General features: G+C 74.9%; 22 protein-coding genes. 13 read left to right on the top strand and 9 right to left on the bottom strand.

Annotation, left to right across the window (positions count from 1 at the left end; translation table 11 throughout):
• Nucleotides 1-31: 31 nt before the first annotated feature.
• Nucleotides 32-1,681, top strand: coding sequence for an acyl-CoA dehydrogenase family protein (locus tag PH191_RS29165; protein WP_274198133.1), 1,650 nt, complete (start codon nucleotides 32-34; stop codon nucleotides 1,679-1,681).
• Here PH191_RS29165 and PH191_RS29170 read toward each other — a convergent pair.
• On the bottom strand, nucleotides 1,656-2,540 hold the full coding sequence (locus PH191_RS29170) for an SMP-30/gluconolactonase/LRE family protein (protein ID WP_274198134.1): 885 nt from the start codon (nucleotides 2,538-2,540) through the stop codon (nucleotides 1,656-1,658). The genes PH191_RS29165 and PH191_RS29170 overlap by 26 nt on opposite strands.
• 116 nt (nucleotides 2,541-2,656) lie before the next feature.
• On the opposite strand from PH191_RS29170, the gene PH191_RS29175 reads away from it, so the two are divergent.
• The gene (locus PH191_RS29175; RefSeq protein WP_274198135.1) at nucleotides 2,657-3,346 is read left to right on the top strand and encodes a DUF4386 domain-containing protein; all 690 of its coding nucleotides are present in this window, start codon (nucleotides 2,657-2,659) and stop codon (nucleotides 3,344-3,346) included.
• A gap of 37 nt (nucleotides 3,347-3,383) precedes the next feature.
• On the top strand, nucleotides 3,384-4,220 hold the full coding sequence (locus PH191_RS29180; RefSeq protein ID WP_274198136.1) for a sulfite exporter TauE/SafE family protein: 837 nt from the start codon (nucleotides 3,384-3,386) through the stop codon (nucleotides 4,218-4,220).
• On the opposite strand, the gene PH191_RS29185 is transcribed toward PH191_RS29180, so the two are convergent.
• Nucleotides 4,201-4,593, bottom strand: a complete 393-nt coding sequence (locus tag PH191_RS29185; protein ID WP_274198137.1) for a hypothetical protein — start codon at nucleotides 4,591-4,593, stop codon at nucleotides 4,201-4,203. The two genes, PH191_RS29180 and PH191_RS29185, sit on opposite strands and share 20 nt — an antisense overlap.
• Before the next feature lie 67 nt (nucleotides 4,594-4,660).
• On the opposite strand from PH191_RS29185, the gene crcB reads away from it, so the two are divergent.
• Both crcB and PH191_RS29195 read left to right on the top strand, forming a co-directional pair.
• The gene (crcB, locus tag PH191_RS29190; RefSeq protein WP_274198138.1) at nucleotides 4,661-5,077 is read left to right on the top strand and encodes a fluoride efflux transporter CrcB; all 417 of its coding nucleotides are present in this window, start codon (nucleotides 4,661-4,663) and stop codon (nucleotides 5,075-5,077) included.
• Nucleotides 5,074-5,424, top strand: a complete 351-nt coding sequence (locus tag PH191_RS29195) for a fluoride efflux transporter FluC (protein WP_274198139.1) — start codon at nucleotides 5,074-5,076, stop codon at nucleotides 5,422-5,424. The genes crcB and PH191_RS29195 overlap by 4 nt, the downstream gene beginning before the upstream one ends.
• Nucleotides 5,425-5,446: 22 nt before the next feature.
• On the opposite strand, the gene PH191_RS29200 is transcribed toward PH191_RS29195, so the two are convergent.
• Complete coding sequence (locus PH191_RS29200) at nucleotides 5,447-6,040, bottom strand: NADPH-dependent FMN reductase (protein WP_274198140.1); 594 nt, start codon at nucleotides 6,038-6,040, stop codon at nucleotides 5,447-5,449.
• A 130-nt stretch (nucleotides 6,041-6,170) separates the two neighbouring features.
• Between PH191_RS29200 and PH191_RS29205 the strand changes: the two genes are divergently transcribed.
• Nucleotides 6,171-6,755 (top strand): TMEM165/GDT1 family protein, encoded by a 585-nt coding sequence (locus PH191_RS29205; protein WP_274198141.1) that lies wholly within the window; start codon nucleotides 6,171-6,173, stop codon nucleotides 6,753-6,755.
• A 6-nt stretch (nucleotides 6,756-6,761) separates the two neighbouring features.
• A complete protein-coding gene (locus PH191_RS29210; RefSeq protein ID WP_274198142.1) occupies nucleotides 6,762-7,208 on the top strand; it encodes a hypothetical protein in 447 nt (148 codons plus the stop codon).
• On the opposite strand, the gene PH191_RS29215 is transcribed toward PH191_RS29210, so the two are convergent.
• Nucleotides 7,184-8,047 (bottom strand): LysR family transcriptional regulator, encoded by an 864-nt coding sequence (locus tag PH191_RS29215; protein ID WP_274198143.1) that lies wholly within the window; start codon nucleotides 8,045-8,047, stop codon nucleotides 7,184-7,186. The genes PH191_RS29210 and PH191_RS29215 overlap by 25 nt on opposite strands.
• Nucleotides 8,048-8,118: 71 nt before the next feature.
• Here PH191_RS29215 and PH191_RS29220 point away from each other — a divergent pair, with 71 nt between their 5' ends.
• Nucleotides 8,119-9,504: an FAD-binding oxidoreductase gene (locus PH191_RS29220; protein ID WP_274198144.1), complete on the top strand. Its 1,386-nt coding sequence runs from the start codon at nucleotides 8,119-8,121 to the stop codon at nucleotides 9,502-9,504.
• A gap of 22 nt (nucleotides 9,505-9,526) precedes the next feature.
• Here the strand turns inward: PH191_RS29220 and PH191_RS29225 are convergent, their stop codons facing one another.
• From PH191_RS29225 to PH191_RS29240, 4 genes are all read right to left on the bottom strand, one after another.
• Entirely contained in the window at nucleotides 9,527-9,850 is a 324-nt protein-coding gene (locus tag PH191_RS29225) for a putative quinol monooxygenase (protein ID WP_274198145.1), read from the bottom strand.
• 108 nt (nucleotides 9,851-9,958) lie between these two features.
• Nucleotides 9,959-10,942, bottom strand: a complete 984-nt coding sequence (locus PH191_RS29230; RefSeq protein WP_274198146.1) for a zinc-binding dehydrogenase — start codon at nucleotides 10,940-10,942, stop codon at nucleotides 9,959-9,961.
• Nucleotides 10,939-11,883, bottom strand: a complete 945-nt coding sequence (locus tag PH191_RS29235; RefSeq protein WP_274198147.1) for a DMT family transporter — start codon at nucleotides 11,881-11,883, stop codon at nucleotides 10,939-10,941. Before PH191_RS29235 ends, PH191_RS29230 begins: the two co-directional genes overlap by 4 nt.
• Before the next feature lie 61 nt (nucleotides 11,884-11,944).
• Entirely contained in the window at nucleotides 11,945-13,798 is a 1,854-nt protein-coding gene (locus PH191_RS29240) for a protein kinase domain-containing protein (protein ID WP_274198148.1), read from the bottom strand.
• 114 nt (nucleotides 13,799-13,912) lie between these two features.
• Here PH191_RS29240 and PH191_RS29245 point away from each other — a divergent pair, with 114 nt between their 5' ends.
• From PH191_RS29245 to PH191_RS29265, 5 genes are read left to right on the top strand one after another with little or no spacing between them, the layout of a single operon-like run.
• Nucleotides 13,913-14,737 (top strand): class I SAM-dependent methyltransferase, encoded by an 825-nt coding sequence (locus PH191_RS29245; protein ID WP_274198149.1) that lies wholly within the window; start codon nucleotides 13,913-13,915, stop codon nucleotides 14,735-14,737.
• 48 nt (nucleotides 14,738-14,785) lie between these two features.
• Nucleotides 14,786-16,957: a phosphatase domain-containing protein gene (locus tag PH191_RS29250; RefSeq protein WP_274198156.1), complete on the top strand. Its 2,172-nt coding sequence runs from the start codon at nucleotides 14,786-14,788 to the stop codon at nucleotides 16,955-16,957.
• A 57-nt stretch (nucleotides 16,958-17,014) separates the two neighbouring features.
• Nucleotides 17,015-17,788: a cyclase family protein gene (locus tag PH191_RS29255; protein WP_274198150.1), complete on the top strand. Its 774-nt coding sequence runs from the start codon at nucleotides 17,015-17,017 to the stop codon at nucleotides 17,786-17,788.
• The gene (locus tag PH191_RS29260) at nucleotides 17,785-19,398 is read left to right on the top strand and encodes a thiamine pyrophosphate-binding protein (RefSeq protein WP_274198151.1); all 1,614 of its coding nucleotides are present in this window, start codon (nucleotides 17,785-17,787) and stop codon (nucleotides 19,396-19,398) included. Before PH191_RS29255 ends, PH191_RS29260 begins: the two co-directional genes overlap by 4 nt.
• A 31-nt stretch (nucleotides 19,399-19,429) precedes the next feature.
• Nucleotides 19,430-20,086, top strand: a complete 657-nt coding sequence (locus tag PH191_RS29265) for a trimeric intracellular cation channel family protein (RefSeq protein ID WP_274198152.1) — start codon at nucleotides 19,430-19,432, stop codon at nucleotides 20,084-20,086.
• Here the strand turns inward: PH191_RS29265 and PH191_RS29270 are convergent, their stop codons facing one another.
• Nucleotides 20,087-21,148 carry an alcohol dehydrogenase catalytic domain-containing protein gene (locus PH191_RS29270; RefSeq protein WP_274198153.1) on the bottom strand — a complete coding sequence of 354 codons (1,062 nt, stop codon included), beginning with the start codon at nucleotides 21,146-21,148 and terminating at the stop codon, nucleotides 20,087-20,089.
• Nucleotides 21,149-21,362: the final 214 nt, after the last annotated feature.

The raw sequence follows: 21,362 nt of genomic DNA on the forward strand, positions 1-21,362 counted from the left end.
GAGCGTGGTGAACCGCGGCTCAGATGGCCCCGTGACCCTCGTCGACGAGACCCCGTTCTCCCGTCCGCGCCCGATCCCCGACGACAACCTGGTCCCGGACCTCCACGGGGTCGACGCCTTCGCCGGCGACGCGATCGCGTCCGGGGTCGTCGAGCGGTACGCGCCGTGGGCCCGCGAGCGCGCCTCCGCCCTCGGGTCGCGCGTCTGGGACCCGGAGGTGCTCGAGACCGCGCGCAAGGCCCAGCGCCACACCCCGGAGCTTCGTCCGCTGGACCGGTTGGGCCGCGAGGTCTTCGACGTCGACTTCCACCCGAGCTACCACGACCTGATGTCGCTGGCCTTCGGCTCCGGGGTGCACTCGCTGGCGTGGACCGCCGACGAGCCCGGCGCGCACTCGGCACGCGCGGTGCTGTCGTACCTCTGGAACCAGGTCGACGGCTCCACCGCCTGCCCGACGGGCATGGCCTACGCGTCGATCCCGATCCTGCGTGGCCGGCCCGAGCTCGCGCCGTGGGCGGAGAAGGTGGTCGTCGAGGGCTACGACCCCGCGGACGTGCCGGTCACCGCGAAGTCGGCGGCCACCATCGGCTACTTCATGACCGAGAAGCACGGCGGCTCCGACCTGCGGGCCAACGTCACGGTCGCCCGCCCCGTCGGCCGGCGCGGGACGGGGGAGACGTACCTGGTCAACGGCCACAAGTGGTTCGCCTCGGTCCCGATGGCCGACTGCTACCTCACCGTCGCGCAGACCGAGGGCGGGGTCTCGTGCCTGCTCATCCCGCGGCGGCGCGCCGACGGGAGCCTCAACGGCATCCGGGTCAACCGGCTCAAGGACAAGCTCGGCAACCGCGCCAACGCCTCCTCGGAGATCGAGTACCACGACGCCGAGGCGCTCCTGGTCGGCGAGGAGGGCAAGGGCGTGCGGACGATCCTGTCCTCGGCCGAGTACACCCGGCTGGACTTCGCCATCGGGTCCGCGGGTCTGATGCGCGCGGCGCTCTCGCAGGCCCTGCACGTCAACGACCACCGCACCGCCTTCGGCGTCCCGCTCTCGCAGCTGCCGATCCAGGCCCCGGTGCTCGCCGACCTGGCCCTGGAGTGGGCGGGGGCGGCGCACCTCGGGTTCCGGGTGGCGCGCGCCGAGGACCACCAGGACGACGTGTCCGAGCAGCTCGTGAGCCGCCTGCTCACGCCCGTCGCCAAGTTCTGGAACTGCCGGCGGGTCTCGGGGGTCACCGAGGAGGTCATCCAGTCCATCGGCGGCAACGCCTACATCGAGGAGCACCCGCTGCCGCGCTACTACCGCGAGGCACCGCTGAACGCGATCTGGGAGGGCACCTCGAACATGATGGTCATGGACGTCGGGCGCGTCCTGGCCCGCGAGCCGAAGGCCCTCGAGCCGGTGCTCGACGACATCCGGCCCGCCGCGGCCGAGCACCCGCTGCTCGCCGGTGCCCTCGCCGACATCGAGGAGCTGGTGAACGAGCCCGAGGACACCACGCGCTACCTGGTCACCCGGCTCGCGCTCGCGGCGCAGGCCGCGCTGCTCGTCGAGCACGCGCCCACCGCCGTCGCCGACGCGTTCGTCACCTCGCGGCTCGGGACGGGGTGGGGCCCCGGCTACGGAACGCTGCGCGGCGTGGACTTCGAGGCGATCATCGATCACGCGCGCCTGGGCTGATCGCCGGCACCTCGGTGACGAGGATGCGGGACGACCGCCGGGCCTGGACCTCGGCGAGCTTGTCGATGCCCTCGAACTCGTTGCAGAGCAGGAACAGGTGGCGGCCCTCCGGGCCGCCGAGGACGCACGAGAAGCAGGGCAGCTCGGTGTCGATCCGGTGGGTGATCTCCCCGCCGTCGAGCACGCGGACGCAGGCCCCGCCGGGCGCGTCCGGCCGCTGGGAGTGGGCGAACGTGTCGGCGGTCTGGGCCCAGATCGCCCCCTCGGCGTCGACACCGATGCCGTCGGGGCCGAGGCCGTCGGCCCACACGCGCCGGCCGGTGAGGCTGCCGTCCTCGCCGATGTCGAACGCCGACAGCCGGCCCGCGAACGACTCGGACACGACGAGCGTGCCGCCGTCCGGGGTCACGACCATGCCGTTGGGGAACTGGATGTCCTCGGCGACCCGGCGGGACGACCCGTCCGGCGCGACGAGGTCGATCCAGCCGGGCTCGGGGGCCGCGCCGCCGGCGAAGTCGAAGTCGGCGCCGTCGACGTAGACGTGGCCGCGCGGGTCGACGACGACCTCGTTGGCGCCGTGGTCCCGCAGCGTCGTCGCCGGCCCTCCGGACTCGCGCAGGGTGACCGACCCGCCCGTGGTGACCAGGCGGCCGTCGGGCAGCCAGTCGATCGACCAGCCCATGGAGGCCGGCCCCGGCGCCATCACCTCGGCGTGGCCGTCCAGGTCGACGGCCACCACCTCGCCCACGCCCCAGTGCGCGAACCAGAGCCGCCCCTCGTGCCAGCGGGCGGACTCCACCATCGCCAGGCCGGTGAGCAGCGTGCGCGCCGGCGGCAGGTACTCGATGTCGATGCTCATGCCTCCCCACGAACGGACCCCGGCGGGATCGACAGGTCGGACGGTATCGATTGACAGAACCGTTCCCCGAGGAAGACTCTTACATCTTGTAACGATTACCGAGATGAGGAGTTGCGATGTCCGTCGACACCGCCGCCACCGACCGCCCCTCGGCACGCCGCGGACGGGGCGGCCCGCCGCTGCCGATCCCCGCCGTGGCCTACGGCGCACTGACCGTCGCCGCCGGGCTGACCTGGGCCGGTCCGCTGCCCACCGAGGACGCCGTCGGCGCGCTGGCGACGCTGCAGGCGCACCCGGTCGCCGCGCAGGTCTCCGCCGTGCTGCTGATCGGGGCGTCCGCTCCGCTCGCGGTGTGGACGGCCTCCGTGACCCAGCGCCTCCAGGCGCTCGGCGCGCGGGTCGCCGGACCGGTCATCGGGCTGGTCGGGGGCGTGCTCGCTGCGGCGTCGCTGCTGCTCAGCGGCCTCGTCGCGTGGACGGCGGCCGGGGCCGCGCCGCTCGGGGACGCCGCGCTGGTCCGGGCCCTCTCCACGCTCGCGTTCGCGCTCGGCGGCGTCGGGTTCGCGGTCACCTCGGCGCTGCTGATCGCCGGTCTCGCGGTCCCGGGCCTGATCCTGCGGCTGGTGCCGCGCGGGCTCGCGATCGCCGGGCTCGTCGTGGCCGTCGTCGGCGTGCTGTCGCTGGTGAGCCTGCTGGTCCCGGCCCTGGCCGTGCTGCTGCCCGTCGCCCGCTTCGGAGGCGTGGTGTGGCTGGTCGCGATCAGCGTCGCGCTGCCGCTGTCCCGTCGTCGTCGCACCGCGGACTGAGCTGGCCCCGGCGACCACCATCGACGACAGTGGCGCCGTGCGGACGCGGCGGGACGAGCCGATCGAGGGCGGCTCCCGCGGCGGGATCGCGGCCATCGGGGTGGTCGGCGGGGTCGTCGGTGGCCTGATCGGCGGCGGCGGCGGGGTGCTGTTCGTCGCGGGGCTCGATCGCTTCACGGCGATGTCCCGGGCCCGCGTGCACGGCACGTCGACGATCGCGAACATCGGCGTCTGCGTGGCCGGCTCGGCCGCCTACGCGCTGGGCGGCGGCGCCGTCGACCTGCGCGTCGGCACCGGGATGCTGGTCGGCGGCACCCTCGGCGGCCTCATCGGGCCGCGCCTCCTGGCCCGCGCGTCGGAGCGGCTGCTGCGGGTCCTGCTGGTCGTGATCCTGGTGCTGACGGCCGCGAAGTTCTCGGTGGACGCACTCGGGCTGCCGCTGCTGACCCACGCCCTGCTGCCGGCCGGTCTGCTCGCCGACCTGTGGTTCGTCGTCCCGGCGACCCTCGTCGTCGGGACCGTGATCGGCGCCTGGTCGGGCGCGATGGGCCTCGGCGGCGGGCTGCTCGCCGTCCCGGCGATGGTGCTGCTGTTCGGGGTCGAGCTGCACGTCGCGGCCGGGACGTCGCTGCTGATGTTCATCCCCAACTCGATCGTCGGATCCTGGGTGCACATCCGCCAGGGCACGGCGTCCGCCCGCTGGGGCTGGCTGCTGGGCCTGACGTCGGCGCCCGGGGTCGTCGCCGGGGCACTGCTGGGTCTGGCGCTGGACACGGTGGTGCTCGGCCTCGTCTTCGCGGCCTTCGCGCTGCTCATGGCGGTCCGCGAGACCGTGGCCCTGATCCGCCGCCCGGCTACCGCTCGTGCCAGGTGACCGCGACGGCCGTGACGAGCACGACCAGCACACCGATACCCGCCACCGAGTGGAGCCCGAAGCGTGACGCCTCGTCGCGGAACCTCGCCTCGGTGAGGAGCAGCACGAGGACGAGGGTCATGAACCCCGCGGAGCCGGCGAGCACCGCGACCAGCGTGGTCGCGGCCTTCCGAGCGCTGTTCAGCCCGATCCGCAGCAGCGCCACCGAGTAGAAGACCGCGGCGGACGACAGCGCCCCGGAGCCGACGAACCCGACGGTGTTGAGCGCCATCAGCGGGCTCGCCGTCGCGACACCGGCCAGGGTGGCCAGGGCGGCGGCCGACCCGAGGACGGCGACCGTCCCGTGCACCAGGATCGCCATGTTGGGCGGCACCGGACGAAACTAGACACCGGCGGGTACCGCGTTCGACGACGGGGTTCGACGACGGGGGGGAGACGAGGTGCTGCGCAGCCAGGCGGCGATCACCGGAGCCGTCGCGGCCGGCGGCGCGCTCGGTGCGCTGGCCCGATGGGCTCTCGAGTCCGCGTGGCCCGCTCCGCCCGGTGGCTTCCCGGCGACGACGTTCGCGATCAACGTCGGCGGATGCCTGCTCATGGGCGTGCTGGTGGTCCTCGTCACCGAGGCCCGCGAGTCCCACCCGATGCTGCGGCCGTTCCTCGGCGTCGGCGTCCTCGGCGGGTTCACGACGTTCTCCAGCTACGCCGTCGAGGCCCAGCAGCTCGTCGACGGCGCCCACCTCGCCGTGGCCGCCCTCTACCTCGCCCTCACCGTCGTCGCCGCCCTGGTGGCGGTGGTGCTCGGCCTGACGGTCACCCGCCGTGCCGTCGGCCTGCGGCGCCCGGTGGTCCGCCCGTGACCGCCACCGCCGGCCTGCTGGTCGTCCTCGGCGCCGCCGTCGGCGCCCCGGCCCGCTACCTCACCGACCGGTGGCTGCAGTCCACCCACGGCACCGGCTTCCCGTGGGGGACGTTCACGGTCAACGTCGTCGCCTCGTTCGTCCTGGGGCTGGTGGCCGGCGGCAGCCCGCCCGCGGTGGCGGTGCTGGTCGGCACCGGGTTCTGCGGGGCCCTGAGCACGTGGTCCACGCTCGGCTACGAGACCGTCCGCCTCGCCGAGCAGGGCGCGTGGAGCTCGGCGGTGTTCAACGTCGTCGCCTCGGTGCTCGCCGGACTCGGCGCCGCGGGCCTGGGGATGGCGCTCTGAGCTCCGGCGCCGGACGACGTGATCAGCGGGTGCCGCGCAGCCCCAGCGTCTCGATCCACCCGGCGAGCCCGTCGAGGGCCGCCTTGGCGCCGGCCTCGGTCTCCTCGGGCGGGGTGAAGGTCCGCGCCTCGCCCTCGCCGGAGACGAACTTGCTGGCGAACGGGATCGGCACGGTCGCCGTGACCGGCACCATGCGCAGGGCGACCAGCACCGGCCAGAGCGCCTCGGTGGCCCGCGCCCCCGCCGCCACGCCGCCGTAGCCGAGCAGCGCGACCGGCTTGCCCGCCCACTCCTGGTTGAGGTGGTCGAGCGCGTTCTTCAGCGCGGCGTTGTAGCTGTGGTTGTACTCGGGGTGGACGATCGCGAAGGCGTCGGCGCGGGCGATCGTGGCGCTGAACGCCTTCGTCGAGTCGAGCGTGTAGCGCCCGAACCGGGGGTGCTCCGGCTCGGCGAACATCGGCAGGTCGACGTCGGCGAGGTCGACGATCTCGACGTCGAACCCCTCGTACTGCCGTGCGTACGACGCGAACCACTGCGCGATCGGCTCACCGACCCGCCCGGGGCGGGTGCTCGCGACGATGATCTGCAGCAGGGGGCGGGGACCGGCGTCCGTCATCGGTGTCCTTCGGTCGGTGAACTGCTTGTCGCTACAACCATTCTCCCCCTCGGCGCAGCGCGCCCGTCAGGAGGACGCCGGGAGGGCCCGGGTGGTTGTGGTCGCGGCCGTCGTGGCTGATGATCCCCGGGTGTCTGTGGCCGCCATCACCTTCGGGCTCGTGTTCCTGGCGGAGGTGGCGGACACCAGCGGGCTGGTCACGCTCGTGCTCGCCAGCCGCCTCCCGGGGCGCTGGGTGCTCGTCGGCGTCTGCGCCGGGATGCTCGTGCAGGTCGGGGTCGCGCTCGCGGCCGGCAGCCTCCTGGCGCTGCTGCCCGAACGGCCCCTCGAGGCCGTCCTGGCCCTGGTCTTCCTCGTCGGGGCGTTCCTGATCTGGCGGGAGGGCGAGGAGGACGACGATGACGACGACGAGGTCACGCTGAAGGAGACGCCGCGGACGGCGTGGAGCGTGGTCCTGACCGCCTTCGGGATCACCGTGCTCTCGGAGTTCGCCGACCCGTCGCAGATCATCACCGCGTCGCTGGTCGCGCGGTACGGCGACCCCGTCGCCGTCGGCATCGGTGCCCTGCTCGGGCTCTGGGTCGTCTCCGCGCTCGCGGTGTGGGGCGGCGACCGCGTCCGCCGCTACATCCCGGTGAAGTGGGTGACCCGCGTAGCGGCCGCGATCATGGTCGGGCTCGCGGTGTGGACCGCGGTCGACGCGATCTGGGGGTGATCCGGCGTGCTCACCTGGCTGAGGAGCTGGAAGGGCGGCGTCGTCGTCTCGGCCGCCTGCCTGCTGGCGGGGCTGGTCCGGGCGGTCGCCGCCCCGCTCGACCTGCTGACCGTCGCGCTCTTCCCGCTGGCCGTGGCCTACGCGGTCGCCGCCGTCGTCGAGCGCCGGACGAGCAACGCCCGCCGGGCCGCGGCCCGGGTCGACGGCGCGGACCCCATGCCCTGGTCCACGCAGCCGTCCCGCCTCGCCGCCTGGCTCCGGGCGGAGCGGGGGTACGCCCGTGAGGGGCCGGTGATCCTCTCGGTCGCGACCTCCACGAAGGACCGCGTCGGCGCGGTCCTCGCCATCGCGGCCGGCGTCCTCGGCCTGGTCCTGGTGTTCCAGGACCCCGGCTCCGCGGACGACCACACCCCCGCCGCCCCGATCAGTCAGGTCGCCCCCGCATCGGAGTAGCTCGTGGACCCGCACCGCCAGGCGGCACACCAGGTCACGGGCGGCGAGCCCGGCTCGAAGGGCACGAAGACGATGGTCGGGCGCGAGAAGTAGTCCTCCGCGTGCGCGGCGACCGGGCAGACGCCCTCGCCCCGCGCGACAGCACCGAACAGGTCCTGGAACGTGGCGAACGCGGGGCCGCGTCGCACCGGCTCGCCGGACGCCGTCCGCCAGTCCCGGGGAGGGTCCCGCCAGTAGGGCGGCGGACGCCGCCCCGCCCGGAGGACGACCTGTCCGCCGAGGTCGTCGAGGGAGACGGTGGACCGGTCGGCGAGGAGGTGGCCCGCCGGGACGGCGAGCACCGCGGGCTCCTGCACGACGACGGGACCGGCCACGACGCCGGGCTCGTCGACAGGGCTGTTGGTGATCAGGACGTCGATCTCGCCACGGAGCAGTGTCGCGAGCGGGTCGGCGAAATCGGCCTCCACGAAGCGGAGATCGACGCCGGGACGACGTCGCAGCACACGGTCGAGCGCCTCGCCGGCGAGGTCGGCCACCGCGGGCGCCTCGAGCCCGACGGTGACGACGGTGTCGACGCCCCGCCCGGCGGCGACGGCGGTGGCGATCCCGGCGAGGATCCGCTCGTGGCCGGCACGGACGTCGGCCGCCAGCTGCCGGCCCACCGGCGTGAGCGCGACACGACGGCTGGTCCGCTCGAACAGGCGGACCCCGAGACGGCGCTCGAGCGCCGCGATCGTCTGGCTCACCCGCGCCTGGGACACGAACAGCCGCGCCGCCGTGCGACCGAAGTGCAGCTCCTCGGACAGCGCCAGAAAGATCTCGATCTCGCGCTTTTCCATCACACCCACGTTATCGGTCGGTGCGTGCTGTGTCGTTGTTCCCGCACGTCGTCGGGAGCAGTGTCCTTTCCATGCGCACCCTCACCCGACCGGCGACCGCGGGCCCGGTCCTCGCCCCCGACGACGCCGGTTACGACGCCGAACGGCGTGGCTACAACCTCTCCGTGGACCAGCGTCCCGCGCTGATCGTGGGCGCGGCGGGGGTCGCCGACGTCGTGGCCTCCGTCCGCTGCGCGACCGCGCACGGCCTGGCCGTCGCCGTGCAGGCCACCGGACACGGCCCCACGGTGCCCGCGGACGACGACACCCTCCTGATCACCACGTCGCGCATGACCGGCATCGAGGTGGACCCGGTGGCGCGGACCGCCCGGGTCGAGGCCGGCGTCCGCTCGGGAGCCCTGGTGGCCGCGGCCGCCGAGCACGGTCTGGCGCCCCTGAACGGCTCGGCGCCGGACGTCGGTGTCGTCTCGTACCACCTCGGTGGCGGGGTCGCCCTCATGAGTCGGCAGTTCGGGTACGCCGTCGACCACGTCCGTGCGCTGGAGATCGTCACCGCGGACGGCCACCTGCGGCGTGTGACGGCCGGGGCCGACCCGACCGCCGACACCGAGCTGTTCTGGGCACTGCGTGGCGGTGGGAAGGGGCGGTTCGGCGTCGTGGTCGCCCTCGAGATCGCCCTCCATCCCGTGAGCCGGCTCTACGGCGGAGGCATGCACTTCGCCGCGGAGAGGTCCGCCGAGGTCCTGCACGCCTACGCCGAGTGGACCCGGACGGTGCCGGAGGAGATGGGGTCGTCGATCCTCCTGATCCGCATGCCGGATCTCCCGTTCCTGCCCGACGAGCTGCGCGGGCGCTACGTCAGCCACGTGCGGTTCGTCTTCACCGGGGACGCGGCCGACGGCGAGCGCTGGGTCGCCCCCTTCCGTGCGCTCGGCCCGCTGACCGACACCGTCCGCGGGATGCCGTACGGGGAGGTCGGCACGATCCACGCCGAGCCCACCGCGCCGGTGGCCTTCCACGCCCGGAACTCGATGCTGCGCACCCTCGACACCGGGACCGTCGACACGTTGCTCGCGCTCGCCGGCCCCGACGCGCACGCGCCCTTCCTCGTCGAGCTGCGTCATCTCGGTGGCGCGGCCGCACGCCCCGGTGCGGTGCCGAGCGCCCTGGGGCGGCGCGACGCCGGGTTCTGCCTCTATTCCGGCGGGGCCGTGACCGACGACGGTGTGGACGCCCTGCGCGCCGCGCTCGCCCGTCTGCACGAGGCCGTGGCGCCGTGGGGGACCGGCGGCGCCTGCCTGAACTTCCTCGCCGGGCCCGACGTCACCGAGGAGCAGGTGCGCTCGGCCTACTCGGAGACCGACCTCGACCGGCTGGCCGAGGTCAAGCGGCGTGTCGACCCGGACGACACCTTCCGGGCCGTGGTGGCGCCGATGTCGGCCGAGGGCTCGCGGTGACGCCCCGGGCCGGCCCGACGGTTCACCGGGGCTGGATCTCGCCCATCGGGCCGAAGCCGTCGTGGGGCGTGTCGATGTAGAGGATCTGCGGCTGCGCCGACACGAGGTCGGGGGCGGCGTCGAAGAACTGCTTCACGTAGGGCTGCTGGACGTGGGTCGCGCCGGCGTCGGCGTCGCGGAAGCCCTCGATGCAGACGTACTCGTTCTCGTCGGTGAGGCTGCGGGAGAACTTGAAGAACAGGCAGCCCTCCTCGGAGTTGACGTCCTTGGCGTAGGAGTCGGCGAGGGCCAGCCACTCGTCCGTCTTCTCGGGACGGATCGGCATGACGATGTTGATCACGATCACGGCGGGCTCCTTCGAGTCGTCGGCGAGGTCACGAGGTCGTCGCCTCCGCGCATCGTCGTGAGGTGGCGCGACGACCGTCAACATCGGCTCAGGATGTGCACGCCCCGCTCAGCCGGGCACCAGCGCGATCTTCCCCGTGACGGCCCGCCGGGCGAAGAGGGCGAGCGCGTCGCCGGCCTCGTCGAGCCGCCGGAGCGCGGGGCGCGGCGGACGGAGCTCGCCGCGGGCGACCCGGGCGAGGAGGTCGGCGACGAGGGCGGTGGCGGCGTCGGGATCGGTGCGCGCCCAGTCGCCCCAGTCCACGCCGACCACCGCGTGGTTGCCGATGAGCACGACGTTGGCGGGCAGCTTCGGGATCTCGCCGGAGGTGAAGCCGAGGACGGCGAACCGGCCGTAGGGCCGCAGGGCGCGCAGGGCCGACTCGGAGGCGGCCCCGCCGACGGGGTCGACGACCAGGTGCGCGCCACCCCCGGTGAGGCGCCGGATGTCGTTCTTGAGGTCGGTGTACCCGACGGCGTGCTCGGCGCCGGCCGCGAGCGCGGCCCGCTGCTTCTCCTCGCTCGAGGCGACCGCGACGACGTGGGCGCCCCGGCTGCGGGCGACGTCGACCGCCGCGAGCCCGATGCCGCCGCCCGCGCCCAGGACGACGACGTGGTCGCCCGGCTCGACGGGGACGCGGTGGGTCACCGCGAACAGCAGCGTGCTGTAGCTCTCGAGGGCCGTCGCCGCGACCGCGGGGTCGACGCCGTCGGGGACGGCGGCGACGCGACCGGCGGGCAGCGTCACGTGCGAGGTGTGGGCCCCGAAGTCCATGACCAGTGCCGCGACGCGATCGCCGACGGCCGGGCTCCCGGCGTCCGCCCCCACGCCCGCCCCCACCGCGGCCACGCGGCCGCACAGGCTCGTGCCCGGGGTGAACGGCAGGTCGGGCCGCAGCTGGTAGCCGCCCCGGACGATCAGGGCGTCGACGAAGCTCACCCCGGCGGCCTCGACCTCCACGAGCACCTCGCCCGGCCCCGGCTCCGGATCGGGTTCCTCGACGATCTCGAGGTCCTCGACGGGCCCGAAGGCACGGCAGACCACTCGCCTCATGGCAGGGATTGTGCTCGGCGCCGCCGGCCGAGGAGCCCGAGGCCCACGTACATGCCGATGAGGGCGACGACGAGGCCGATGACGGCGTTCACGGTCAGGGCCTCGCCCAGGATCGGCACGGCGGCGAGCGCGACCGTCGCCGGCACGAGGTTGAGCAGGGCGCTCACGTGCACCGTCGAGCGCCACTGCAGCAGCAGGAACATGAGCGCGAACGCGCCGGCCGAGTTCACGACGCCGAGCCAGAGCGACACCCACCACCCGGCCGCGTCGGTGGGCAGCCAGCCGACGCCGAGGAAGGGCATCGCGGCCACGGTCACGACCAGCGACGCCGCCATCTGCACGGCCACGCTCGTGGCGACGGGCGTGTCGTCGTTGAACCGCTTCTGGTAGAGCGTGCCGGCGGCCATCGAGAGCATCCCGAGCACCGGGAGCACGACCGCCGAGCCGAGCGACCCGCCGAGCTGGTCGGACAGGACGATGTAGACACCGCAGGCCCCGATCAGCAGGCCGACGACGGGCGCCGCCCCCAGTCGTGTGGCCAGCACCAGCGGCGTCAGCAGCCCGACCAGCAGGGGCGCCATCCCGAGGATGAGGCTGGAGACGCCGGCCGGGACGCCCTCCGCCAGGCCGGCGTAGACGAAGCTGAACTGGCCGACCTGCAGCAGCAGGGCGGTCACCACGAGGTGCACCCAGGCCCGGCCGCGGGGCATCGCGGGCCGCATCACGACGACGGCGACGAGCACCACGGCCAGTGCGATGAGGAACCGCCACAGCAGCACCGTCGGCACCGCCATGTGCGCGGTGGCGATCTTCCCGGCGAGGAACCCGGACGCGTAGATCGGCACGAACAGCGTGCTCAGCACGGGGACGAGCCAGCGGAGGGGAGGTTCCGTGCTGGTGTCGCTCGGTGGCGCCACCGCGGCGTCGGCGTCACGGAGCATGGCCGCCAGTCCATAGCACCGCTAACGACAACGCAAACAGTCGTGCGTCACCCCTCCGGTGTCACGGCCGCCGCGTGACGTCGTCGATGGTCAACGTCCCGAGGTCGGTGTTGACGATGTAGACCTCCCGGCGGTCCGGGGAGGCGGCGAGCGCGACCCGGCCGGTGAACTCCTCCATGAACCAGCCGACCTCGGGCCGGAGGTCGTCGGTGTCGACGGCGGCGAGCACCGGCCGGTCGGCGGGGGCCAGGGCCAGGAACGCCCGGCGGCCGTCGCGGGAGACGGTCAGCGCCGAGACGGGACCCGGCAGCGCCACGGAGTCGACGACGGCTCCCGCGACGGGGTCGACGACGGTCAGGGCGTGCCGCGGGTCCGCGCTGCCCAGGTAGACCGTCGCGCCGTCGGGCGACGCGACCGCGCTGCGTGCCGGCGCCTCGAGGGGGATCGACGTCACCGTGGAGCGGCTGGCGACGTCGACGACCTCGGCGGTCGCGCGGCGGTCGTCCACGGTGAGCAGGCGGGTGCCGTCCGCGCTCGGCGCGAGCCCGGTGGCCGTCCGGTTGAGGGTGCCCACGACGCCCCGTCCCCGCAGGTCGATGACGTCGATGCCCCGGGGCGTCGGGACGAAGGCGGTCGTCCGGCGGGCGTTCACCACCGGCACGGCGACCGGGGGCCGGGGGAGGGCGACGCCGGCGACCACGGCGGAGGTGCGCATGTCGATCACGGTGAGGGCGTGCCGGTCGCGACGGGTGGTGGTGACGAACAGCTGCTCGCCCGCGGGGTCGGCGACGGCGCCCACGGTCTCGCCCTCGAGGAGGATCTCGCCGACCCGGACCCGCCGGCCGGTGTCGAACACCCCGACGAACCGGTCGCCCGCGTTGGCGATGTAGGCGTCCCCGCCGTCGGCGCTGAAGGCCACCGCGACCGGGCTGTACCCGACGGAGATCCCGTCGCCGACGTAGCGGCGCACCGCGGCGATCCCGACGACGAGGAGCAGGACCGCGAGCGCCAGGCCGAGGACCCGACGCCCCCACCGGCCGGGGAGGCGCGGCGACCAGCGGCGCCACCCGCGGACGAGCCGGTCCGACGGGGCGGCCGGGACGAGCCGCGCGGTCGGCCGCGCGTGCAGGGCCGCCCTCGCCTCCGCGGCGAACGCCCCGGCGCCGGCGGGCCGGTCCCAGGGCTCCTTCGCCATGCCGCGGGCGATGACGCGACGCAGCGGCGGCGGGATCGAGTCGTCGGTGAGGGCGGGCGGGGGCAGGTGGAGGTGGGCGTCGACGAGCGCGGACGGGTCGTCGGCGACGAAGGGCGGCGAGCCGGTCAGGCACTCGTGCAGCAGGCAGGCGAGGGAGTAGACGTCGGAGCGCGCGTCGGCGGGCTCGGCCCGCAGCCGCTCGGGGGCCATGTAGGCCATCGTCCCGATCACCGAGCCCTCGGCGGTCTCCGATCCCGTGGAGCGGGCGATGCCGAAGTCGGCCAGGTGGGCGAAGTCGCCCGGCCCCACCAGCACGTTCGACGGCTTGACGTCACGGTGGACCAGGCCGGCCGCATGGGCCGCGTCGAGCGCGGCGGCGACCTGCGTGATCAGGTCGACCGCGCGCGGGGGAGCGAGCGGGCCCTCGACCAGGACGGTGCCGAGATCGGTGCCGTCGATGAGACGCATGTCGAGGAACAGCTGGCCGTCGATCTCCCCGAAGTCGTGCACCGGCACGACGTGCGGCTCGCGCAGGTCCGCCGCGGCCTCCGCCTCGCGCCGGAACCGGCGCCGGTAGGCCGGGTCGGCGCCGAACCGGGGGCTGAGCAGCTTGAGCGCCACCCAGCGCCCGCGGCGCGTGTCCCACGCCCGGTACACCTCGCCCATCCCGCCCCTGCCCAGCACCGGGCCCAGGCGATAGGGACCCAGCTCCGTGCCCACGCACCCCAGCGTCCACCAGCACGCGGGCCCGGACCAGCCGCCGGGGCGGGGACCAGGTGCGGAGATCGCGCTGTCGCGGCAGGGTCACGTCCCACGACGACGGGAGGCGGGCGGATGGGGACGGAGCAGGCGGCGCTGTGGAACGGACCCGGCGGCGGGGCGTGGGTGCGGTTGCAGGGCGTGCTCGACGCCATGTACGTCCCGCTGGAGGAGCTCCTGGTCGACCGCGTCGCCGACGCCGCGGCCGGCATCCCCGCGGTGATCGACGTCGGGTGCGGCACCGGCGCCACGACCCTCGCCCTCGCCCGTCGGCTCGGCCCCGGAACGGCCGTGACGGGGGTGGACGTCTCCGAGCCCATGCTGACCGCGGCCCGCGAGCGGGTGGCGCGCGCGGGCCTGGAGGTGCCCTTCGTCGCCGCCGACGCGCAGCGCCACGACTTCGGTCCCGGGCCGCGCGTGGTCGCCTCCCGGTTCGGGGTGATGTTCTTCGACGACCCCCCGACGGCGTTCGCGAACCTGCGCGCGGCGGCGTCGCCCGGCGGCGCGCTGCGCGCGATCGTCTGGCGTGACCCCGGGGAGAACCCCTTCATGACCGCGGCGCCGGAGGCGGCCGCCGGCCTGCTCGACGTGCCCCTGCCCGTCCCCGGGGCCCCGGGCCAGTTCGGCCTCGCCGACGGCGAGCGCACGGCGGCGATGCTCCGCGGCGCCGGGTGGGGCGAGGTCACCGTCGAGCCGGTCGACCGCGAGTGCACCTTCCCCGCGAGCGAGCTGGAGGCCTACCTGACCCTCATGGGCCCGGTCGGCCGCGCGCTCGCCGGTCAGGACGACGCGACCAGGGCCCGCGTCGCCGACCGCGTCCGCCCGGCCCTCGCCCCGTTCGTCCGGGGGGACGAGGTGGCCTTCACCGCCGCCTGCTGGCTGGTGTCGGCCACCGCCTGACGGTGCTTGTCCTCGGCTCGCCCGCCCGCGACGATGCGCACGGTGACCATGGAGCGACCGATGTACGCGGTGGTCTACGACATCGACGGCATCCTGCGGATCGCGCCGCTGCGCCGGCAGTGGGGCCGGCTGCGCGCGCTGGCCACCCGGGGCCCGCAGGACCGCCGGTCGCAGCTGGGCATGCAGCGGGTGCTGCGGACGCTGGTCGAGGGCGGGGCCGGGGGCTCCGTCTTCTTCCTGACGGCCCTGCCGATCCGGCTCGGCCGCCCGCTGCGGCGGATCCTGCGGCACGACCACTACCCGCCGGGCACGGTGCTGATGGCCGGGCGCGGCATCTTCACGGGCTGGTTCTTCGGCGCGGGTCTGGAGAGCAAGCGCGCCGTGATCGAGCGGCTGCTGACCCGGCACCCGGACACCACGTTCGTGCTCGTGGGCGACGACGCCGGCCACGACCCGCAGCTCTTCGCCGACGTCGCCCGCGACCACCCGGGGCGGGTCGCGGTGATCGCGCTGCGCCGGCTCGTCGACCTCGGCGACGACCGGCAGTCGGCGGGTGGCGACGGCAGCCCGCCCGTCGTCGAGGCCCCGAACGGCGAGGAGCTGCTGCCCGGGCTGTGCGACGTGCTGGGGATCGGCCCGAGGCGCGGCGCGCCGCGGATCGAGGACTGGTTCCTCACGCGCGCCGAACGTGACAACCCGGCGACCCGGCTGCGGGCCTGGACCGAGGGCAACGCCGTGCACCTGCGGGTGCACGGGAGCGCCTACTACCGGGCGCTCACCGAGCGCGTGGCGGCGACCGGCGACGGCGACCTGGTGCTCTTCGCCGGCTGGCGCGGCGACGGCGACCAGGAGCTCGGCGACGGCGGACCGACGGTCGCCGAGGTCCTCACGGGCGCGGCGCGCCGCGGGGCCCAGGTGCGCGGGCTGCTGTGGCGCTCGCACCTCGAGGTGTTCGGCTACCACGTCGCGCAGAACCGCCGGCTCGCCGCGGCGGTGCTCGCCGCCGGCGGCGAGGTGCTGCTCGACCAGCGGATCCGGCCGCTCGGCAGCCACCACCAGAAGATCGTCGTCCTCCGGCACCGCGACCCGGACGACGACGTCGCCTACGTCGGCGGCATCGACCTCGTCCTCGGCGCCCGCGACGACATCGTCCACCGGGGCGACCCGCAGTCGGCGGCGTCGGGCGACGAGTACACCCGCAGCCCCCGCCACGACGCCCAGGTGGAGCTGCGGGGACCCGTCGTCCGGGACCTGCACGACGTCATCGCCGAGCGGTGGGACGACCCGGCGCCGCTGGCCCGGCTGCCCTGGCACGTCGTCCCCGACCTCCTCCACGGCCTGCCCCGGCGGGGGTCGTCGCTCCCGGACCCGACGCCGGACCCGCCGCGGTCGGGAGGGTGCGCGATCCAGATCCTGCGCACCTATCCGCAGCGGCGGCCCGCGCACCCGTTCGCTCCCCGCGGCGAGCGCAGCCTCGCCCGCGCCTTCATCAAGGTGCTGGGCCGGGCGCAGCGGCTGGTCTACGTCGAGGACCAGTACCTGTGGTCCGCCGACGTCGCCCGCGTGTTCGCCGCCGCGCTGCGCCGGGCCCCGCAGCTGCACCTCATCGCCGTCGTCCCGCGCCCCGACCGCGACGACGGCCCGACCCCGGCGTCGGTCGGTCAGCGCGAGGCGATCGCGATGGTCCACGAGGCCGGCGGCGACCGCGTGCAGATCCTCGACGTCGAGAACGACGAGGCGCGCCCGGTCTACGTGCACGCCAAGATCTGCGTCGTCGACGACGTCTGGGCCACGGTCGGGAGCAACAACTTCAACACGCGCTCCTGGACCCACGACTCCGAGCTGGCGGCCGCGATCCTCGACTCCGAGCGCGACGGGCGTGCCCCCGAGGACCCGGCGGGCCTGGGTGACGGGGCCAGGGGCTTCGCCCGCCGGCTGCGCCTCGAGCTGATGCGCGAGCACCTCGAGGCCGACGACGCCGTCCTGCTCGACCCCGACGCCGCCGCGCGCACCGTGCGCGAACGCGTCGCCGCGCTCGACGCGTGGCATGCCGGCGGGGCGCTCGGTGCGCGACCGCGCGGGCGCCTCCGTCGCCACGCCCCCGGGCACGAGGAGGTCGACCAGACCTGGCGGCAACGCTGGATCACGGGCCCCGCGTACCGCAGGGTGCTGGATCCCGACGGACGCCCGCTGGCCGCACGCCTGCGCCGCATCTACTGAGCCGCATCTACTGAGCCGCATCTACTGAGCCCCCGCACGCCCCACCGAGGAGACCCCGTGTCCGTCCTGTCCGCCCTCGTGACCGCGACCCGCTCCGGGAGCGTCGAGGTCATCGACCTCACGACGCCGCTGCAGGAGTCGACGCCGATCCTCGAGCTGCCCGCGCCGTTCGCGAACACCTCGCGGTTCCGGCTCGAGGAGCTCTCGCGCTACGACGACCGCGGCCCCGCCTGGTACTGGAACGACATCCACACCGGCGAGCACACCGGCACCCACCTCGACGCCCCCAACCACTGGGTCACCGGCCGGGACGGCGTCGACGTCTCGCAGGCGCCGATGGGACTGCTCGTCGCGCCGGTCGTCGTCATCGACATGAGCCGCGAGGTCGACGGCGACCCCGACTTCCTGCTCGAGGTCGCCCACATCGAGGCCTGGCAGGCCGAGCACGGCCCGCTGCCCGAGGGCGGATGGCTGCTCTACCGCACCGGGTGGGAGGCCCGCGGCGGGACGCAGGACGCGTTCATGAACGCCGACGAGTCCGGCCCGCACACCCCGGGGGTGTCCGCCGAGTGCGCGCGCTGGATCGCGCAGGAGTCGCCGCTGGCGGGGTTCGGCGTCGAGACCGTGGGCACCGACGCGGGCGCCGCGGGCGGCTTCGACCCGCCGTTCGCGTGCCACCACTTCCTCATGGGCGCGCACAAGTGGGGCCTGACGAGCCTGCGCAACCTCGGCCGGCTGCCCGCCACCGGCGCGGTGCTCGTGGTGTGCCCGCTGCCGATCGTCGGCGGGTCGGGGAGCCCGACGCGGGTCCTGGCGCTGGTGGAGGCGTGACGGTCGCCGACCAGGTCGGCGCGCTGCTGGCGGAACTGGGCGTCGGGCACGCGTTCGGCGTCGTCGGCAGCGGCAACTTCCACGTCACCAACGCGCTGCGCGCGGCCGGCGTCCCCTATGTGGCCGCCCGCCACGAGGGCGGCGCGGCGACGATGGCCGACGCCTACGCCCGGACCTCGGGGGAGGTCGCCGTCGTCACCCTGCACCAGGGCTGCGGGCTGACCAACGCGCTGACCGGCATCGCCGAGGCGGCGAAGAGCCGCACGCCGCTGCTGGTGCTCGCGGCCGAGACCGCCGGGGCGGCGGTGCGGTCGAACTTCCGCATCGACCAGGACGCCGTGGCGCGCTCCGTCGGCGCCGTCGCGGAGCGGGTGCACTCGCCGGCGTCGGCGGCCGCGGACGTCGTCCGCGCCTACGGCACCTGCCGCGACCAGCGCCGCACCGTCGTGCTCAACCTGCCCCTCGACGTGCAGGCCGCGCCCGCGGACCCGGCGCCCGCCCCGGCGCGCACGACCTGGCGCGCGCCCCGCCCCGACCGCGGCGCGGTGGCCGAGCTCGCCGCGCTGCTCGACGGCGCGCAGCGCCCGGTGTTCATCGCCGGCCGCGGCGCACGGCACGCCCGCGCGGAGCTCGAGACGCTCGCCGACGCCTGCGGTGCGCTGCTCGCGACGTCCGCGGTGGCGCACGGGCTCTTCGCCGGCCGCCCGTGGTCGCTCGGCATCTCCGGGGGCTTCTCCACCCCGCTGGCCGCCGAGCTGATCACCGGCGCCGACCTCGTGGTCGCCTGGGGTGCCTCGCTGACGATGTGGACCACCCGGCACGGGGCGCTGCTCGGCGACGCCACGCTGGTGCAGGTCGACGACACCGCCGACGCGCTCGGGGCGCAGCGCCCCGTCGACCTGGGCGTGCTCGGCGACGTCACCGCGACCGCCCGCGACGTCGCCGAGCACGTCGGGACCTCCGCGGGCTACCGGACCGACGCCGTCGCCGGACGCCTGGCCTCCGACGGCCGGCACGCGGCGCCCGCGGACGTCGCCGGGTCGGACCGCATCGACCCGCGCACGCTGTCGGCGGCGCTCGACGCGCTGCTGCCCGCCGAGCGGACCGTCGCCGTGGACTCCGGCAACTTCATGGGCTACCCGGCGGGCCACCTCGCCGTCCCCGACGCGGCCGGCTTCTGCCTCACGCAGGCCTTCCAGTCGATCGGGCTCGGCCTCGCCACCGGCCTCGGGGCCGCGCTGGCCCGGCCGGACCGTCTCGCCGTCGCGGCGTGCGGCGACGGCGGGTTCCTCATGGGGATCGCCGAGCTCGAGACGGCCGTGCGGTGGGGGCTCGGGATGGTCGTCGTGGTCTACGACGACGCGGGGTACGGCGCCGAGTTCCACCACTTCGCCGACGCCGACCACGGGACCGTGCGCTTCCCCGACACCGACCTCGCCGCGATCGCCCGCGGCTACGGGTGCGAGGCGGCCGTGGTCCGGTCGGGCGCGGACCTCGCGATCGTGGGGGAGTGGCTCGCCGGCCCGCGCGACCGCCCGCTGCTGCTCGACGCGAAGGTGACCTCCGACGGCCCGTCCTGGTGGCTGGCCGAGGCGTTCCGGGGGCACTGATGGGGACACCGACGGAGGCATGGACGGAGGCATGACCGGATCGCCCGCGGCCGTCACGACGGCGCTCGTCCTGGACCTCGCCGGGACGTTCGCGTTCGCCCTGAACGGCGCGTTCACCGGGATCCGGTTCGCGCGCCTCGACATCGTGGGGGTGGTGACGCTCGGGATGATTACGGCCCTGGGCGGCGGCATCCTGCGCGACGTCCTGCTCGGCGCGCTGCCCCCGGCGACGTTCAGCGACTGGCGCTACCTCGTCGTGGCCACCGCCGGCGGACTGGTCGCGTTCGCGGCGGCCGGGCAGCTCGAGCGCCTCAGCCTGCCGATCACGGTCTTCGACGCGCTCGGGCTGAGCCTGTTCGCCGTGACCGGGGCGACGACGGCCCTCGTCCACGGCGCGGGCACCGGGCAGGCCGTCCTGCTCGGCACGATCACCGCGGCGGGCGGCGGCACGATCCGCGACGTCCTCGTGCGCCGCGTCCCCAGCGTCCTGAGCAGCGAGCTCTACGCGATCCCGGCGATGCTCGGTGCCGCGGTCGTCGTGCTGGCCGCACGGGCGGGCGTGGGCGGTCTGGTGTGGACGCTCGTCGGCGCCGCCGTCGCCCTCGTCGTCCGGCTGGTGGGCGTCGGCTTCCGGCTCAACGCCCCCCGGCCGCCGGGCGGACCGGCCGACCGGGGGCCGGAGGGGTGATCAGAAGGTGATCAGCGGCTTGATGATCCCGTCGCGCTTGTGGGTCATCATGTCGAAGGCCTCCTCGACGTCGTCGATGCCCATCGTGTGCGTGGTCATCGGCGTGGGGTCGATCTTGCCGTTGGAGAGCAGGCGCATCAGCCGCTCCATGCGCAGGCGGCCGCCGGGGCACAGGTCGGTGACGATCTTCTTGCCGGCCATGCCCAGGCCCCACGCGTCGAGCGGCATGACGACCGTCGGGCCGGACTCCCCGTGGTACCCGACGTTCGACAGCGTCCCGCCGGGCCGTGTCGCGTAGAGCGCGCCCTCGAAGGTGGCCTGGTTCCCCAGGGCCTCCACCGTGGAGTCCGCCCCGCCGTTCGTCATCTCCGTGATCTGCTCGGCCACGTTGCCCGACGCCGGGTCGATCACCACGTCGGCGCCGAACTGCCGGGACACGGCCTGCCGGTTCGCCAGGCCCTCGACGGTGATCACCAGCCCCGCGCCCCGGAGCTTGGCGCCGAGCGTCGCGGAGAGGCCCACCGCGCCCTGGGCGAAGATCGCCACGGAGCCGCCGACCGGGATGTTGGCGTTCTCGGAGCCGATGAGCCCCGTCGAGAGCATGTCGCAGGCGTAGACCGCGACATCGTCGGCGAGGCCCTCGGGGATCGGGGCGAGGTTGTAGTCGGCGTCGTTGACGTGGAAGTACTCCGCCATGTTGCCGTCCTTCTGGACGGTGAAGCGGTAGCCGCCGAGCGGACCGCCGCACTGCGACGTGTAGCCGGCCTGGCAGTTGTCGCACGTGCCGTCCGGCGTGACGGCGTTGACCGCGACGCGGTCGCCCACCTGCACCGACGTGACGCCCTCGCCGATCTCGTGGACCACGCCGACGCTCTCGTGCCCGAGCAGGCGCCCCTCGGGGACCGGCAGCAGCCCGGCGACGGTGTGGACGTCCGAGGTGCAGATCAGCGCCTTCGTCGTCCGGACGACCGCATCACCGGGGCCGGCGGTGGGGATCGGACGCTCGACGAGCCCGACCTTCCCGGTGCCCAGGAATGCGAGTGCCTTCATGGTGTCGGCCATCGACGACCTCCCGAGGGTCATGTGAGGTCCCCATCACACCCAGGGTCGCGCCGGATGGGCAACAAACGCCCGGCGTCGGCAGATTCGCCGCTCAGACATCCCATGGGCTGGGGGGTCAAGCGGCGGCGGCGTGCCGGTGGGCCCAGGCGGTGGTTTCGTCGTAGGGGGTTCGGGTCTTGAGGCAGCCGTGCAGGATGCCCACGAGGCGATTGCC

The sequence above is a fragment of the Actinomycetospora callitridis genome, from assembly GCF_028737265.1.
Taxonomy (GTDB): domain Bacteria; phylum Actinomycetota; class Actinomycetes; order Mycobacteriales; family Pseudonocardiaceae; genus Actinomycetospora; species Actinomycetospora callitridis.